This window comes from Limnothrix sp. CMB-01, from assembly GCF_055193175.1.
This window is the reverse complement of the sequence record NZ_CM143720.1, coordinates 432408-445942: the sequence shown is the minus strand read 5'-3', so window position 1 is coordinate 445942 and position 13535 is coordinate 432408. Positions and strand designations below refer to the sequence as shown.

Below are 13535 nucleotides of genomic sequence, written 5' to 3'. Positions count from 1 at the left end.
TCGATCGTAGCAAAGGTCGTGGGGGCGATCGCGGCGGGCCGTGGAATCATAGACAGTAGTGTTTAGCCCCTGCCCGATCGCATGAGTCTGCTGTCTCTGAAGAATGCCCACAAGGATTTTGGAATCAAAGAAATTCTGCGGGATGGAACCTTTAGCATTGAGCCGACGGACAAAATTGGCTTGATTGGCACCAATGGTTCGGGCAAGTCCACGCTGCTGAAGATGCTGGCGGGGCTGGAGCCGATCGATCGGGGCGATCGACTGGTGAACCCCAACTATCGCTTGGTCTATTTGCCCCAGGATCCGCCCCTCGATCCCGATCGCACGGTGCTGGAGCAGGTGTTTGCCGACAGTGGCGAGCAAATGGCGCTGGTGCGGGAATACGAGGATTTGTCCCACCGGCTGGGCCATACGACGGGGCCGGAGTTGGATTTGGTGATGGCGCAGTTGGCCAGCCTGGGCGACAAGATGGCGGCGGCGGGCGCTTGGGAATTGGAAACCCAGGCAAAAATTGTGCTGTCTCAGTTAGGAATTGAGGATTTTGAAGCAAAGGTGGGGACGCTTTCCGGGGGCTATCGGAAGCGAATTGCGTTGGCGGCGGCGCTGTTAGCCCAACCGGATTTGTTGTTAATGGATGAGCCAACCAACCACCTAGATGCGGACTCGGTGAACTGGTTACAAGATTATTTGCGCCAACAGTTTCGCGGGGCGTTGTTGTTGGTAACGCACGATCGCTACTTTCTCGATCGGGTGACGAATCGGATCTTGGAACTTGATCGCGGCGATCTGTTCAGCTATGCCGGGAATTATGGCTATTACCTGGAGAAAAAGGCAGAAGTGGAAACGGCCGAAAACAGCCGCCAGCGCAAATTTCAAGGGGTATTGCGGCGGGAGCTAGAGTGGCTGAAGCGCGGCCCGAAAGCTCGCAGCACCAAGCAGAAGGCGCGGATCGATCGCATCCAAGACATGCGCGAAACGGAATTTAAAGCCAGTTCGGGCAAGGTGGAAATTGCCACGGCGGGCCGACGAATTGGTAAGAAGGTGATCGAGCTGGAGAATTTGACCTATGAAGTGGGTGATCGGGTCTTGATTCGTGATTTCACCTATCAGTTTATGCCGGACGATCGGGTGGGAATTATCGGCGGTAATGGGGTGGGGAAATCAACACTGATGAACCTGATTATGGGTAAGTTGGAACCTACAGCGGGCCAGGTCGATCGCGGTAGCACGATCCAAATTGGCTATTTTGATCAGCACTCGGATGACTTGTCTGATAAGGGTGATATGCGAGTGCTAAATTACCTGAAGGAAACGGCAGAGCTGGTGAAAACCGCCGACGGGCAAATCATCACCGCCTCGCAAATGTTGGAGCGGTTTCTGTTTCCACCCGATCAACAATATGCGCCGATCAGCAAACTTTCGGGGGGCGAACGGCGGCGCTTGTTCCTGCTGAAGGTGTTGCTGGAAGCGCCGAATGTGTTGATTTTGGATGAACCGACCAACGATGTGGATGTGCAGACCTTGGCGGTGTTGGAAGAATATTTGGAGGAGTTTAATGGCTGTGTGATTGTGGTGTCACACGATCGCTATTTTCTCGATCGCACCGTTGAAAAAATCTTCGCCTTTGAGCAAGCCGGTCAAATTCGCCAATATCCCGGTAACTATTCGGTGTATTTGGATTTGCGATCGCCCGATGTGTCTAGCGATGCCCCCGAGAAAAACGGGCGATCGGCTGAGAAGAAGGCTAGTGCTGCAAACACGCCAGAGCTGGATCAAAGTAGTTCGCCTAAGGGGCGATCGCGCAAATTGTCCTACAAGGAAAAGCGCGAACTAGAACATTTGGAAACCCATTTACCCCAGTGGGAAGAGGAAAAAGCGACCATTGAAAAGCGCCTCTATGAAAATCCCCCCAGTGGCTATAGCGAGGTCGAGAAATTATCGCAAAAGCTGGCGGATCTCAGTCACCAAATTGATCAGGGAACGGAGCGCTGGCTTGAATTGTCTGAGCTAGCTGAATCCTAGGATTCAGAATTCGATCACAACTGCCCGAGACAAGATGCTCAAGCCCCTTATTCCCTGACGATTCGGCTAATAGCTCTATCGAGATCTTCTATAGTAGTGATTGAAGGTTTTTCGCCGTTTTCCCTCGCTGTTTTCTGTGTCACCCACCATGGTTTTTGCACCGTCGCTATCGGCTACTCGCCCCGATTGGGAGGCGATCGCCCGGGAATTTGTGAACGCCCTGGGCGATCGGGCGGTGATTCGCCGCAAAGATGAACTGCTGACCTATGAATGCGATGGGTTAACCAGCTATCGCCACCGGCCGGCGCTGGTGGTGTTGCCGCGCACTACGGAGCAGGTGGCGGCGGCGGTCAAGCTTTGCAACCGGTTTCGCGTGCCCTTTGTGGCGCGGGGGGCGGGCACGGGCCTCTCCGGCGGCGCACTCCCGACCGAGGATTCGGTGCTGATTGTCACGGCGCTGATGAAACAAATCCTGAAAGTGGATTTGGACAATCAACGGGTGGTGGTGCAACCGGGGGTCATTAACAATTGGGTGACGCAGGCGGTGAGCGGTGCGGGATTTTATTACGCACCCGATCCATCGAGTCAAATTATTTGCTCGATCGGGGGGAATGTGGCAGAAAATTCCGGCGGGGTTCATTGCCTCAAATATGGCGTAACCACCAACCATGTTTTGGGTCTAAAATTGGTGTTACCCGATGGGGAAATCGTAGAAGTGGGTAGCGCCGTGCCGGAGATGCCCGGTTACGATTTAACAGGAATTTTTGTGGGTTCTGAAGGCACGTTGGGTATTGCCACGGAAGTCACCTTACGAATTCTGAAAACCGCCGATGAAATTGCTGTTTTGCTGGCCGATTTCACCAGTATGGACGCGGCGGCCAAGAGTGTGGCTGATATCATTGCCGCCAAGATTATTCCCGGCGGCATGGAAATCATGGATAACCTCAGTATCAATGCGGTGGAGGATGTGGCCAAAACCAATTGCTATCCCCGAGATGCGGAGGCAATTCTATTGGTTGAGTTAGACGGTTTGGCGGTGGAAGTGGAAGCCAATACCGATCGGGTGGCCCAAATTTGCCGCGAGAATGGGGCGCGCAATATTGCGATCGCCACGGATCCCCAAGAGCGCTTAAAACTCTGGAAAGGTCGCAAGTCTGCTTTTGCCGCTGCTGGCCATGTCAGCCCCGATTACTATGTGCAAGATGGCGTTGTGCCACGCGGTAAATTGGTCTGGATTCTACAAGAAATTGCCAAGCTAAGTGAGGAATATGGCTACAAAGTCGCCAACGTTTTCCATGCGGGCGATGGCAATTTGCACCCGTTGGTTTTGTACGATAAGTCCGTGCCGGGACAACTGGAAGCGGTGGAGGAAATGGGCGGCGAAATTCTCAAGCGCTGTGTGCAAGCGGGCGGCACAATCTCCGGTGAGCATGGCATTGGGGCTGAGAAACGCTGCTACATGCCCGATATGTTTTCGGCGGCGGATCTGGAGACGATGCAATGGCTACGATCGGCCTTTGATCCCTTGCGTTTAGCCAATCCCGACAAGGTATTTCCCACACCCAAAACCTGTGGGGAAGCGGCGAATGCTCAGGCTCCAGCGCAGCGATTGGTTGAGGGAGTCGATCGCTTCTAAATACCCATCTCTAAAGAGCCATCCGACCGGGAATTGGTGAGCGGGGCAGAGATGGGGCGATCGAGCAATCTTGAATCAAGAACTCGATCGCCCGTTATCCCACTGCTTGCTCATCACTCATTGGCGCGATCGGGACTCATGACCTGGGGTTTCACCTGTAATGACAGGTTTTGTCCGTTGCGATTGATGGCAAAGGTGAGAGGACGGGTTATGCCCGTGGCTTCCACCATTTGCTGCACTTCGCTGGGATCTTCCACCACCTTGCCATCAATCTGAAACACCGTGTCTCCGGGGCGCAAACCCGCTTCCGCAGCGGGCGATCGGGGCATCACTTGCACAATCAGCACCCCCGCATCCAGCTCGATTTTGGCGTTACTGTTCGGGTCTTCGTTGATCTGCTGCTTCAGTTCGGGCGTGAGCTTCACCATCCGCACCCCCACGAAGGCGTGATCTGCCCGGCCCTTGGCCACCAGTTGCTCGGCAATTTGGCGGGCCCGATTGATCGGAATCGCAAAGCCAATCCCCTGGGCCCCTCGGATGATAGCCGTGTTCATGCCAATCACGGCTCCTCGCTCATCGATCAGCGGGCCGCCGGAGTTACCGGGGTTAATGGCTGCGTCGGTTTGGATGAAGTTCACCCGCTTGTCCGGTACGCCGACCTGATTGCTCGATCGCCCGGTGGCGCTAATAATTCCGGTGGTGACTGTGTTGTCCAGCCCCAGGGGGTTCCCGATCGCGATCGCCCATTGTCCCGGTTGCAACTGGTCAGAGTTGCCCAAGTTGACCGTCGGTAAATCCTTCGCGTTGATTTGCACCACCGCCACATCCGTCAGGGAATCCGCCCCAACCACCTTGCCGTCAAACTTGCGCCCATCCTTCAGGGTCACGGTCACTGAAGTGGCTCCCTCCACCACGTGGGCATTGGTGAAAATTTTGCCGTCATTGGTCACCAGAAAGCCCGAACCGGAGCCACGGGTTTCTCGTTCCTGGGGGGCGGGCCCTTCTTCTCCAAAGAAGCGACGGAAAAAGGGATTGCTAAATTCACCGGGAATTTCGTTCCGAACGGTGCGGGCGGAGTCAATACGCACCACGGCTGGCCCCACGCGATTGACCACGGTGGTGACGAAGTTGCCAGGGTTGTTGGCATTGGCGGCAGATCCCAACGGCAGCGACACCGGCACGGAACTGGTGTTGGGCAGGGAGGCCAGCTCGCCCCCATTGGCTAAAATTCCCCAGGCATTAGGCGACACCATCCGCACCCCTGCCAAAGCCGCCCCCGCCCCAAACAGGATCAGGGAAACGTAGAGCAGGGCCTTCGATCCGCCGCCGGAACGATTGGGGGGATTTTGAAATTGCACCCGATCGGGGCGATCGTTGGGAGATGTCATGGCAGCTTTCGGCAGTCGAAACGTCATCGGGCTGTGTCCTTATCCATTCTGGCCTGTTTGACCCCAATCTAGTCAGCTTGTTTGACGGGGTTATGGTACAGACATGACGCGGTGATGACGCTTGCGCGGCAAACGGTTCATGCTAAGCCAGCGGAGAGCCACGTTTAGGCCATGATAACGAGGGGATTGCTGGATCTTGATTGCTGGATCTTGCTGTCCAGATCTCCTACTTTGGGTTCTTATCCGCTGACGTTATGGCTCCTTTGGTATCTCCCCCGCAACCTGAACCATCCGCCCATTCCCGATCGCCCCGCTTGAGTCCACCCCAGGCTCCCGCTTCCCCCAAGCTGCCTGCTAGTGGGCCCGATTGGTGGCTGTTGGCCCGCCAGCGCTCCGTGGTGCAGCGGGCCCTGCGTACCTCGCTGTTGGTGGGCACGATCTTGGTGGGCATTAATCACGGTGATGCTCTGCTGCGGCGCGACTGTCCGCCCGATCGCCTCGCCAAAATTGGGCTAACTTACATGGTTCCCTATTTGGTGGCCACCTTTGCTTCCGTTTCCACCCTGCGGGAATTGGGGCGATCGCCCATGGCCGATCGCGAGGAAAACGGTACCTAGGATCCCGCCTGATCCCGCAGCCGTCGCAATTCCGCCTGGAGCCGTTCCACTTCTTGGCGCATGGCATCCAGATTGGCCCCACCATTGGCCGAATCTGCGCTCACTTCCGCGTCCAAAATTTCGATGCGGCGCGGTTCTTGGCCGGCGGATGGCTCGCGGCTGGGGGCGCTGTCTTGGGATTGTTGAATCAGGGCTTCCACGGCGCGGCGAGCTTCTTCAGTGGACATCTCGCCTCTTGCCACCATCTCATCGGCCAGTTGTTGCAGTTTGCTGGGCAAGTCGGTGAAGGTTTCACTGGCCTTTTCACCGGCATAGCTGGCAAGGCCAACACCCAAATACAGGGCTTTTTGCACCAAGTTACCGAAGTCAGGCATGTTGCTTGCTCCTGAGAAAACGGGTCGATCGAACGGATGGGCAAAATCGAGCGGCGGCCGGAGCCAAAGCCCAAGGGCCCAGCACCGGGGCAAACCCGCCAAGGATTCGCATCCAGCCTAGCGCGGGAGTTCCCCGATCGCGCCGTTCTTTCCAGCGAATTTCGGGTAAATTCAGGGCCAATCAACGGCTATGGTGTTGTCGAGATTGGGCAAGCGGCAACGGTTGCCTGGCTTGTTGTCTGGATCATTACTGGATCATTATCTGGCTCATCGATAGATCACGATCAATCACCTATTAGGATCATCAGGATCATCTTCATCCATAAATCATCCATCGATACTGGTATCGATACGGGTAGAGAGATACTTGTAGAGCGTTGTTGAACATGATCGATTCCTGGTCAAAATTGCCAGGGATGGCCAAAACGCTTGTTCGTCCGGCGGTTTTGCGGCTGAATGGGCGATCGTCTACCCTGTTTGCTCTGGTCACTGGCTCCGCTTGCTGGCCCGGTTTGCTTGAGCAGTTTGCTGGCGAAATGGCTTGTTTTTGCTGCTTGTTTTCGCTGTTTTCTTCTGTTGCTCTTTCTTGTTGTTTCTTGAGGAAATTCCTGTGGTTGCCGTTGCGATCCTTGCGGCCGGTAAAGGCACGCGCATGAAATCTGATTTACCCAAGGTGTTACATGAATTGGGGAGCAAAAGCGCGATCGCCCGAGTCTTGGATAGCCTGTCTCAATTATCGGTCGATCGATGCCTGACCATTGTTGGCCATCGAGCAGACTTAGTGCGATCGCACCTGGCCGCCTGGCCACAAATGGAATTTGTGGAACAACAGGAGCAACGAGGAACCGGCCACGCCGTTCAACAATTACTCGCTCCTTTAGCGGACTATGAAGGCGATTTGCTGGTGCTGAATGGGGATGTGCCCCTCTTGCGCCCAAAAACCCTAGCCAACCTTCTGAAAGTTCATCAAACTCACCAAAATGCTGCCACCATCCTGACAGCGCAACTGGCAAATCCTCAGGGATATGGTCGCGTTTTTTGTGATCAAAATTTGATTGTCCAAGAAATTATCGAAGACCGAGATTGCAGCCCCGAGCAACGCCAAAATTGCCGAATTAATGCCGGAATTTATTGTTTTCGCTGGTCGGCATTGGCGGCTTTTTTACCCCAGCTCAAAAATGACAATAGCCAAGGGGAATATTATTTAACCGACGCGATCGGGGCCTTGGATCCGGTCATGGCTTTGGATGTGGCCGATCCGGAGGAAATTTGGGGATTTAACGATCGGGTGCAACTGGCGGCGGCGGCCCAGGTGTTGCAACGACGCACCAAGGAGCAATGGATGCGATCGGGTGTGACCCTGATTGATCCCAGCAGCATCACGATCGACGATACGGTCACCATCGGCCCCGATGCAATCATTGAACCCCAAACCCATCTGCGCGGCCACAGCTCGATCGGAGCCGGAGCCAGAATCGGCCCCGGCTCACTGATTGAAAACGCCACGATCGGGGACGGCTGCCAAGTGCTCTATTCCGTGGTCACCGACAGCGAAATTGGCCCTAACAACCAAGTGGGGCCCTTTGCCCATGTGCGCGGCCATGCCAGCACGGGCCCCGATTGTCGCCTGGGGAACTTTGTGGAACTGAAAAATGCGCAATTGGGCAGCAACACCAAAGCCTCCCATCTGTCCTATTTGGGTGATGCCACCTTGGGCGATCGGGTCAACATCGGCGCAGGAACGATCACGGCGAACTACGACGGCGTGAACAAACACCGCACCGCGATCGGCGATCGCAGCAAAACCGGTGCAAACACAGTGCTGGTGGCTCCCGTCACCATTGGCCAAGACGTGACGATCGCCGCCGGTTCCACGGTCACCGAAGATGTGAGCGACGATGCCTTGGTGATTGCCCGATCGCGCCAAGTCGTCAAACCCGGTTGGCGCTTGCCCAGTGCCGACTAGGCGCGTACTCCAAATAGCTGTTGATGAACCTCTTCCCATCGGGCGCTATCGAACTGTTGCAGTTCCTAGCGCCCGATGTTTTTTCAGAGTGATTTTCAGAGTGATTTAAGGAAAATTTTAGAAAAATCTGCCAAATTACCGACTCAGAATGGCTTTTTCTCTAAAAAATACCTGGAGCATCGCCATTTCGAGAGCAGCTTGGCGCAAGCCCCGTCGCTGACGGACTTGAAGAAGCTCAGTGACACAATGCACGCCTGATGACGATCTCGATCGCAGCGAGTAAAGATTTGTATCACAGAATACGGTCTATTGCGATCGCCTTGATCTTCCGCAATGATCACGCTTTCTTACTGGGGTGAATCACCTGGCCAGCGCACCCAAAGCGTCATATTAGAAACGTAGATTCGACTGCGAATGTCGATGCAGGGGTGAATTATGCAACCGCCCGTTCGACTATTGCCCTTTGCATTGTCCGAGTTATTTGCCCAAGTGACGGCGACCGGTCGCCTCACCCTCGCCGATCGCTACGGCTTGCTCGCAGCGCTCCTGGACGACTCGATCACGGAAGAGGAACGAGCCTCTATTGATCGTCTTTTGCGATCGATTCGTCGTGGGCGGGTGGAGATAGTGAACGATTTGTCCACGCTGGTGTAGTGGGGTCAGTGGATCCCAGGATTCAATCCTGAAGGCTGCCTTGATCTCCTCAAACTCAGTCACAGCAATCGTTTCGGGTCGGCGGTCAACCCCTTTGGCCGCCATCCACCCAAGGGCAACAACTCCAACGATCGGGCTGAAGCATCACAATTCCCTCGCGATCGCGCCAGTCAAATCCACACCGCTTTTGCATCTCAGTGCGGTTTCTAGGCAACCCCTGAGATGCCTAAAGCCCTTAAAGCACACTCAGCACAGCTAAAGCGCCGTCCGACAGAGCCGGCGCTTTTTTCGTGTTTTTTCCGGTTTTTCCTGGCTCAGAATCGGATCCCGATCGGCCAGCGGTCAATTGTGGTGGACAGGCGGCGATCGTTGCAGCCCCAAAAGGGCGGGGCTGGAACCCCTGTTTTCTGATAAAATTTTCGGCAGCTTTTAATAAAATTCGTGTTGGAGAGGATACCCACAATGGAAGCCGCCTTGCTGTTGGCCAAGTTGCCCGAAGCTTACTCCGCCTTCTCGCCGTTGGTTGACGTTCTGCCGATTATCCCTTTGCTGTTCCTGGCGCTGGCCTTTGTGTGGCAAGCTGCTGTTGGTTTCCGCTAAAGCACGACACCTTTCGGCTAGGCCTAGGTTGAAAACCAGCCTGTTGAACCCCGTCCTCATCCAAAATTGTCCAAAAGCGTCCAATTCTGTCCCAGCCTCGCTGAGTTTCTCTAAGTTGCTCTGAGCTTAATGACCTGAGATTTCCTGTCTAGGTTTTGGCTCAACGACTGGACATTTGAGCGCGCGATCGGGAGTGATCGCCCACTGATTCAGCTCAGTTCAACGCAGCTTTCCTGAATTAGATCAACTCAGATTTTCATTATCTTCTGACCAAAAAGGCGTACGATCGTGCGCTTTTTTTGTGTCTGCCAAGATCCAAGTTAATTGCTCTGGAATTGCTCTGGAATCACTTTGGAATTGCGCTGGCAGGCTGAAGCTCTCACCACGAAAGTATCAAGCGGTGGTTTCTGATCCCTAGAGTCCGGTAGCCACAGGATTAAGCTAGGGCAAATTTCCAGGAAATCTTAGTAGGGAAAATAACTAGGAGAAACTTGCCCCTAAATCCTAGGGACTGTCGTCATTTCCTGAGATCAGACAACAACGGTTGATTTTTCATGCCCCAATCGTCGTAACAAGGGGCTTAAGCCCCTTGTTCCCCACGATCTGACAACGGTGGAATCAGGGTTTCAGGCGATTTGACGACACGCCCTAGCCTTCTCGGCGCAGGTTGCGATATTGATAAAACACAAACGCATCAAATAAAACGCAAACAAAGCTACAGGCCAACCCAATGACCAACGTGCCTTGAATGGGGGAGCCATTACCAAAAACAGTTAAAAATAAAATGATGTGCTGCAATGTTGTGGCCGCAATCATATTCAAAACCGGCACGTAAACCCAAACCCCGATCGCCAGCAGCAAAATGCCCAAACCCGCCACGGGAATCAGAAAACCCAAGCTGGCGGCCAAAATTAAGGACTGCAATAGATCAATCAGCATTGTGTTTACGGAACTCAGGCGATCGCGCACCATTTGGCTATCAATGACCAATCCGGGACAACGCCCCGATCGCCCCCCGATCGCCCCCAAAACCTGTGCAATTTGTTGATACATTTCCACCCATCCTTGCATCGCCCCAATCCTCCCCGCTAAAACTTTCCCTGAGGCGATCGCTCCATAGTCTCAGCACTTACCCTGAAGCCGCATCACTGGTCTTGGCACACTTTCCAATCCAACACCAACTCCACTCAGCGATTGAAATCGGGGTTATTTGGCTGTTTGTTCCCTGACGATTGAGTTATGGCCGTGGGGCCGATCGCGTTTGTTGATTTTGTTGATGTTGATCCAGTTGATGTTGAGCCATCGGAGCGCTGGCTAAGGGTCTCCTGGGGTTGGAGCAGAATTTTCAGTCCGGTTTAAAAATGCACCCGATCGGGCAGTGAGTGATGAGGATGATTGCCTCGCTAGCTATGCCCCGTTGCTCTGCCCATCAATATACTTCCAGAATACGAATTGATTTTAGGGCTTTCCGTTGAAACACCGGTTTTGTCAAAAATCTTCAATATCAGACCTAATTAGACTCAAAAGGATGACGAATTATCAAATAACGATGTGAAAATACGATAAAAAATCATTACGCTTTTCCTGCTTTTGCATCATAGTTGACAATTGCCTTGTTTCCGTTTGCCTTGATTTGTTTCTAATCATGTTTCTAATCGTGTTTTGAGTCACGACTGTTGAGTCGCAACCATTGATCAGTGACGATTAATGAATGACTTTGTATGAATCATGCAGCGATTTTCTGTAGATTCTTTATGGATTTTTAAATTTTTGTGAACAACTAATTTGGCAAACATCAGAAATCGCCCAGACCTGCAACGAGGTCATGGGCGATCCGAGGAACTAGAACGAGTTAATGGACGCGAGCAAGAACTCCAGCACCAAGTAACAACTGTTTAGAAACTGGTTGAATCAAAGAATGCAAACCAGCTCAAAACGGACATGAGATTGGCGCAAGATTAGCTTGCCCTTAAGACAGCCACTCTAACTTGGCTTCTTCCTTGCTGTTGGTGTTGCGGGCGGGCGTTTGGCGCTCGAACTTCATGTGAATCGATCGCGTCTGTTCGCCATCAGCCGCCACTGCCATGATCGGATAATCGATCGTGCCGTCTTGGAAGGACATCTGGAAGCGGAATGTCCCATCGGGATTCAGTTTGATCGGTTGTCCGCCGATCGTCACCGTGGCATCGGGTTCCGTGGCTCCGTAAACAATCAGTTCCGCATCGGCCACCAGCCAGAATTGACGGGGGCGGATGGGCGGCATCGAAGCCCCAAACCCAATCCCAGACATCATCATGCCCACACCGGACATGCCCATCCCCGAGGCTGACAGCGCCCCCGGCAGACCCGGCGCACCCACTGCACCAGCCCACATGCCCACGCCCGAGGGGAAGACATAGGAGCTGATGGCTTGCTCGCCCAGGTGCTGGATCGAGCCTGCGGGAACGGAACCGGGCACATGCTGCATGGAGCCAAAGAGGGAACCGGCCACGCGCATGGCTTCGACTCCGGCGGCCATTCCAAACACCTGTTGGTAAATGGCGTTTTCGGCGGCTTGGGCGGCTTTTTGGGCGGGAGGAATCAGGGTGGCCACGGTAGTGCCGCGCAGATCCTGTTCCCAATCAACGGTTACAAATACGTCTTCGATCCAGTCGGAGGGATACACGGGCGGAATCCGAACCGGGGCCGATCGCGCTAGCACGAGCCACCGGCCGTCGCCGCAGCGGTAACCAATTTCGATCGCGTAGTCCCGATCGCTGATCGGAATGGGCAAGTACCATTCCCGAGCCAATTCATCGCAGGGGAACTCTTGAACCGTGTGGGCCCGTTGGACACTCAAGTCCAAATCGGTCACGTCATAAACCCGTAACGCAAGCTGAAGACCCCCTTGGGCCCGCAACTCAGCTTTGTGCTCGTTGGGAATGTCCCAATAGGTGTAGGCCCATTGGGGATCGCGAGGCAACAGAAGAATCCGACTTTCGCCATAGCCACCGGGCAGGTCGGGCAATCCTTCATCAACACCGGAGAGAGTTTCCGGATCCAAAATCAGCTCTTCGGAGAGGTCGGCGAGGTTGTTCGGTTGTCCGAGGTCGAATTTTGCAGCTTCCACAGCTTCTTGGGCCTCAATGGTACGAACGGGAATAACTTGGGCGATGGCTGGCGGGGCGGTGGGTGGCGTAGGGCTAGATGCCGGCAGACCAGCCGATTTGGTCTGAATGGAGGCCAAAAGCTGATCTTTCCGCATTCGGCTATAGCGCGAGATACCTAACTCGCTGGCAACACGGCGCAGTTGGCGCAGTGTCATTTCCTCTAGGGGTGGACGTTCTTTGGGCGCGCTCATCAACTCGAAAGCTCCTCAGCGTATAGGGCAGGCCATCAAAGGGCGATCGCACGTCAATAGCAGCAATGATGCCTTGGGCACGGTTTGGGATGGGCGATCCCAATCTCAGCTCTTGATGGCCGTTATCCTACTGAACTCGATCCCCACCCGTCGAGGGCGATCAAGCTTAATATCAAGATTTCATGACATATTGATCCGGATGTGCAAAACCCACTTCAGAAAATGTCAGGTTTTCTTGACTTATCCGAATTGAGAAGGGGCCCTACGTGATCGGGTCAGCGGCTGGCTGCCCCACCGGCAACCGCAGCCGAAACGTGGTTCCCTGCCCCAGGGTCGATTCACAGTTGATTTGGCCCCCGTGGCGATCGACCACGATTTGATAGGCGATCGCTAGCCCTAGGCCGGTTCCCTTGCCCACCGGCTTGGTGGTGAAGAAGGGATCAAACAACCGATGGCGAATGGTTTCGGAAATGCCGATGCCATTGTCTTGGATGACCAATTCCGCTTGGGGGCCCTGGTCGGTTTTCAGGGCCACCGTTTGCAGGGTGATGGTGGGTGTCCACCGGGCAGTTTCTCCTGAGCTTTGTTGAGCCATCTGCTGCTGCCAGGCCTGATCGAGGGCCTCGATCGCGTTGCTGAGGAGATTGATGAATACCTGGTTGAGCTGCCCGGGATAGCACCAAACGGGCTGTAGGTCGCCATATTGCTTAACGATGCGAATTTCTGGGCGATCGCTATACCGCTTTAGGCGATGAGACAACATTAGCAACGTGCTGTCGAGGCCATCGTGCAAACTCACGGGTTTGAGATCCACTTGATCTAAACGTGAAAAATTACGCAGGCCCTGCACGATTTCCTGAATCCGTCGAGTCCCTTCCTCCATGGATTGGATCAGGTTCGGCAAGTCATCCAGCACAAAGGTTAATTCCTCGGTGTCG

The 13535-nt window shown here is 54.3% G+C and carries 10 protein-coding genes and 1 pseudogene; 6 read left to right on the top strand and 5 right to left on the bottom strand.

The genetic code is table 11. The features are described 5' to 3' along the window. Positions 1-81 precede the first annotated feature (81 nt). A complete protein-coding gene (locus tag ACZA91_RS01805; RefSeq protein ID WP_463184405.1) occupies positions 82-2022 on the top strand; it encodes an ABC-F family ATP-binding cassette domain-containing protein in 1941 nt (646 codons plus the stop codon). Between the two features lie 148 nt (positions 2023-2170). Further along, positions 2171-3658, top strand: a complete 1488-nt coding sequence (gene glcD, locus ACZA91_RS01800) for a glycolate oxidase subunit GlcD (protein ID WP_463184403.1) — start codon at positions 2171-2173, stop codon at positions 3656-3658. Positions 3659-3771: 113 nt separating this feature from the next. On the opposite strand, the gene ACZA91_RS01795 is transcribed toward glcD, so the two are convergent. Further along, entirely contained in the window at positions 3772-5073 is a 1302-nt protein-coding gene (locus ACZA91_RS01795) for an HhoA/HhoB/HtrA family serine endopeptidase (RefSeq protein WP_199291397.1), read from the bottom strand. Positions 5074-5300: 227 nt separating this feature from the next. On the opposite strand from ACZA91_RS01795, the gene nrtS reads away from it, so the two are divergent. After that, positions 5301-5663 carry a nitrate/nitrite transporter NrtS gene (gene nrtS / locus ACZA91_RS01790; protein ID WP_463184401.1) on the top strand — a complete coding sequence of 121 codons (363 nt, stop codon included), beginning with the start codon at positions 5301-5303 and terminating at the stop codon, positions 5661-5663. Here the strand turns inward: nrtS and ACZA91_RS01785 are convergent. Beyond that, positions 5660-6037 (bottom strand): phasin family protein, encoded by a 378-nt coding sequence (locus ACZA91_RS01785; RefSeq protein WP_463184399.1) that lies wholly within the window; start codon positions 6035-6037, stop codon positions 5660-5662. The genes nrtS and ACZA91_RS01785 overlap by 4 nt on opposite strands. Before the next feature lie 610 nt (positions 6038-6647). Between ACZA91_RS01785 and glmU the strand changes: the two genes are divergently transcribed. From glmU to ACZA91_RS01770, 3 genes are all read left to right on the top strand, one after another. Then, complete coding sequence (glmU, locus tag ACZA91_RS01780) at positions 6648-8003, top strand: bifunctional UDP-N-acetylglucosamine diphosphorylase/glucosamine-1-phosphate N-acetyltransferase GlmU (RefSeq protein WP_463184398.1); 1356 nt, start codon at positions 6648-6650, stop codon at positions 8001-8003. Between the two features lie 435 nt (positions 8004-8438). Then, positions 8439-8657, top strand: a complete 219-nt coding sequence (locus tag ACZA91_RS01775) for a hypothetical protein (RefSeq protein ID WP_099532855.1) — start codon at positions 8439-8441, stop codon at positions 8655-8657. A 462-nt stretch (positions 8658-9119) separates the two neighbouring features. Next, positions 9120-9257, top strand: coding sequence for a photosystem II reaction center protein K (locus tag ACZA91_RS01770; RefSeq protein ID WP_099532854.1), 138 nt, complete (start codon positions 9120-9122; stop codon positions 9255-9257). Positions 9258-9905: 648 nt separating this feature from the next. Here ACZA91_RS01770 and ACZA91_RS01765 read toward each other — a convergent pair. The 3 genes and pseudogenes from ACZA91_RS01765 to ACZA91_RS01755 form a co-directional block, all read right to left on the bottom strand. Next, positions 9906-10328: a hypothetical protein gene (locus tag ACZA91_RS01765; RefSeq protein WP_099532853.1), complete on the bottom strand. Its 423-nt coding sequence runs from the start codon at positions 10326-10328 to the stop codon at positions 9906-9908. A gap of 898 nt (positions 10329-11226) precedes the next feature. Beyond that, a complete protein-coding gene (locus ACZA91_RS01760; protein ID WP_190353805.1) occupies positions 11227-12597 on the bottom strand; it encodes a DUF4912 domain-containing protein in 1371 nt (456 codons plus the stop codon). Positions 12598-12859: 262 nt separating this feature from the next. Beyond that, a pseudogene (locus ACZA91_RS01755) lies at positions 12860-13252 on the bottom strand (sensor histidine kinase); the annotation flags it as partial. Positions 13253-13535: the final 283 nt, after the last annotated feature.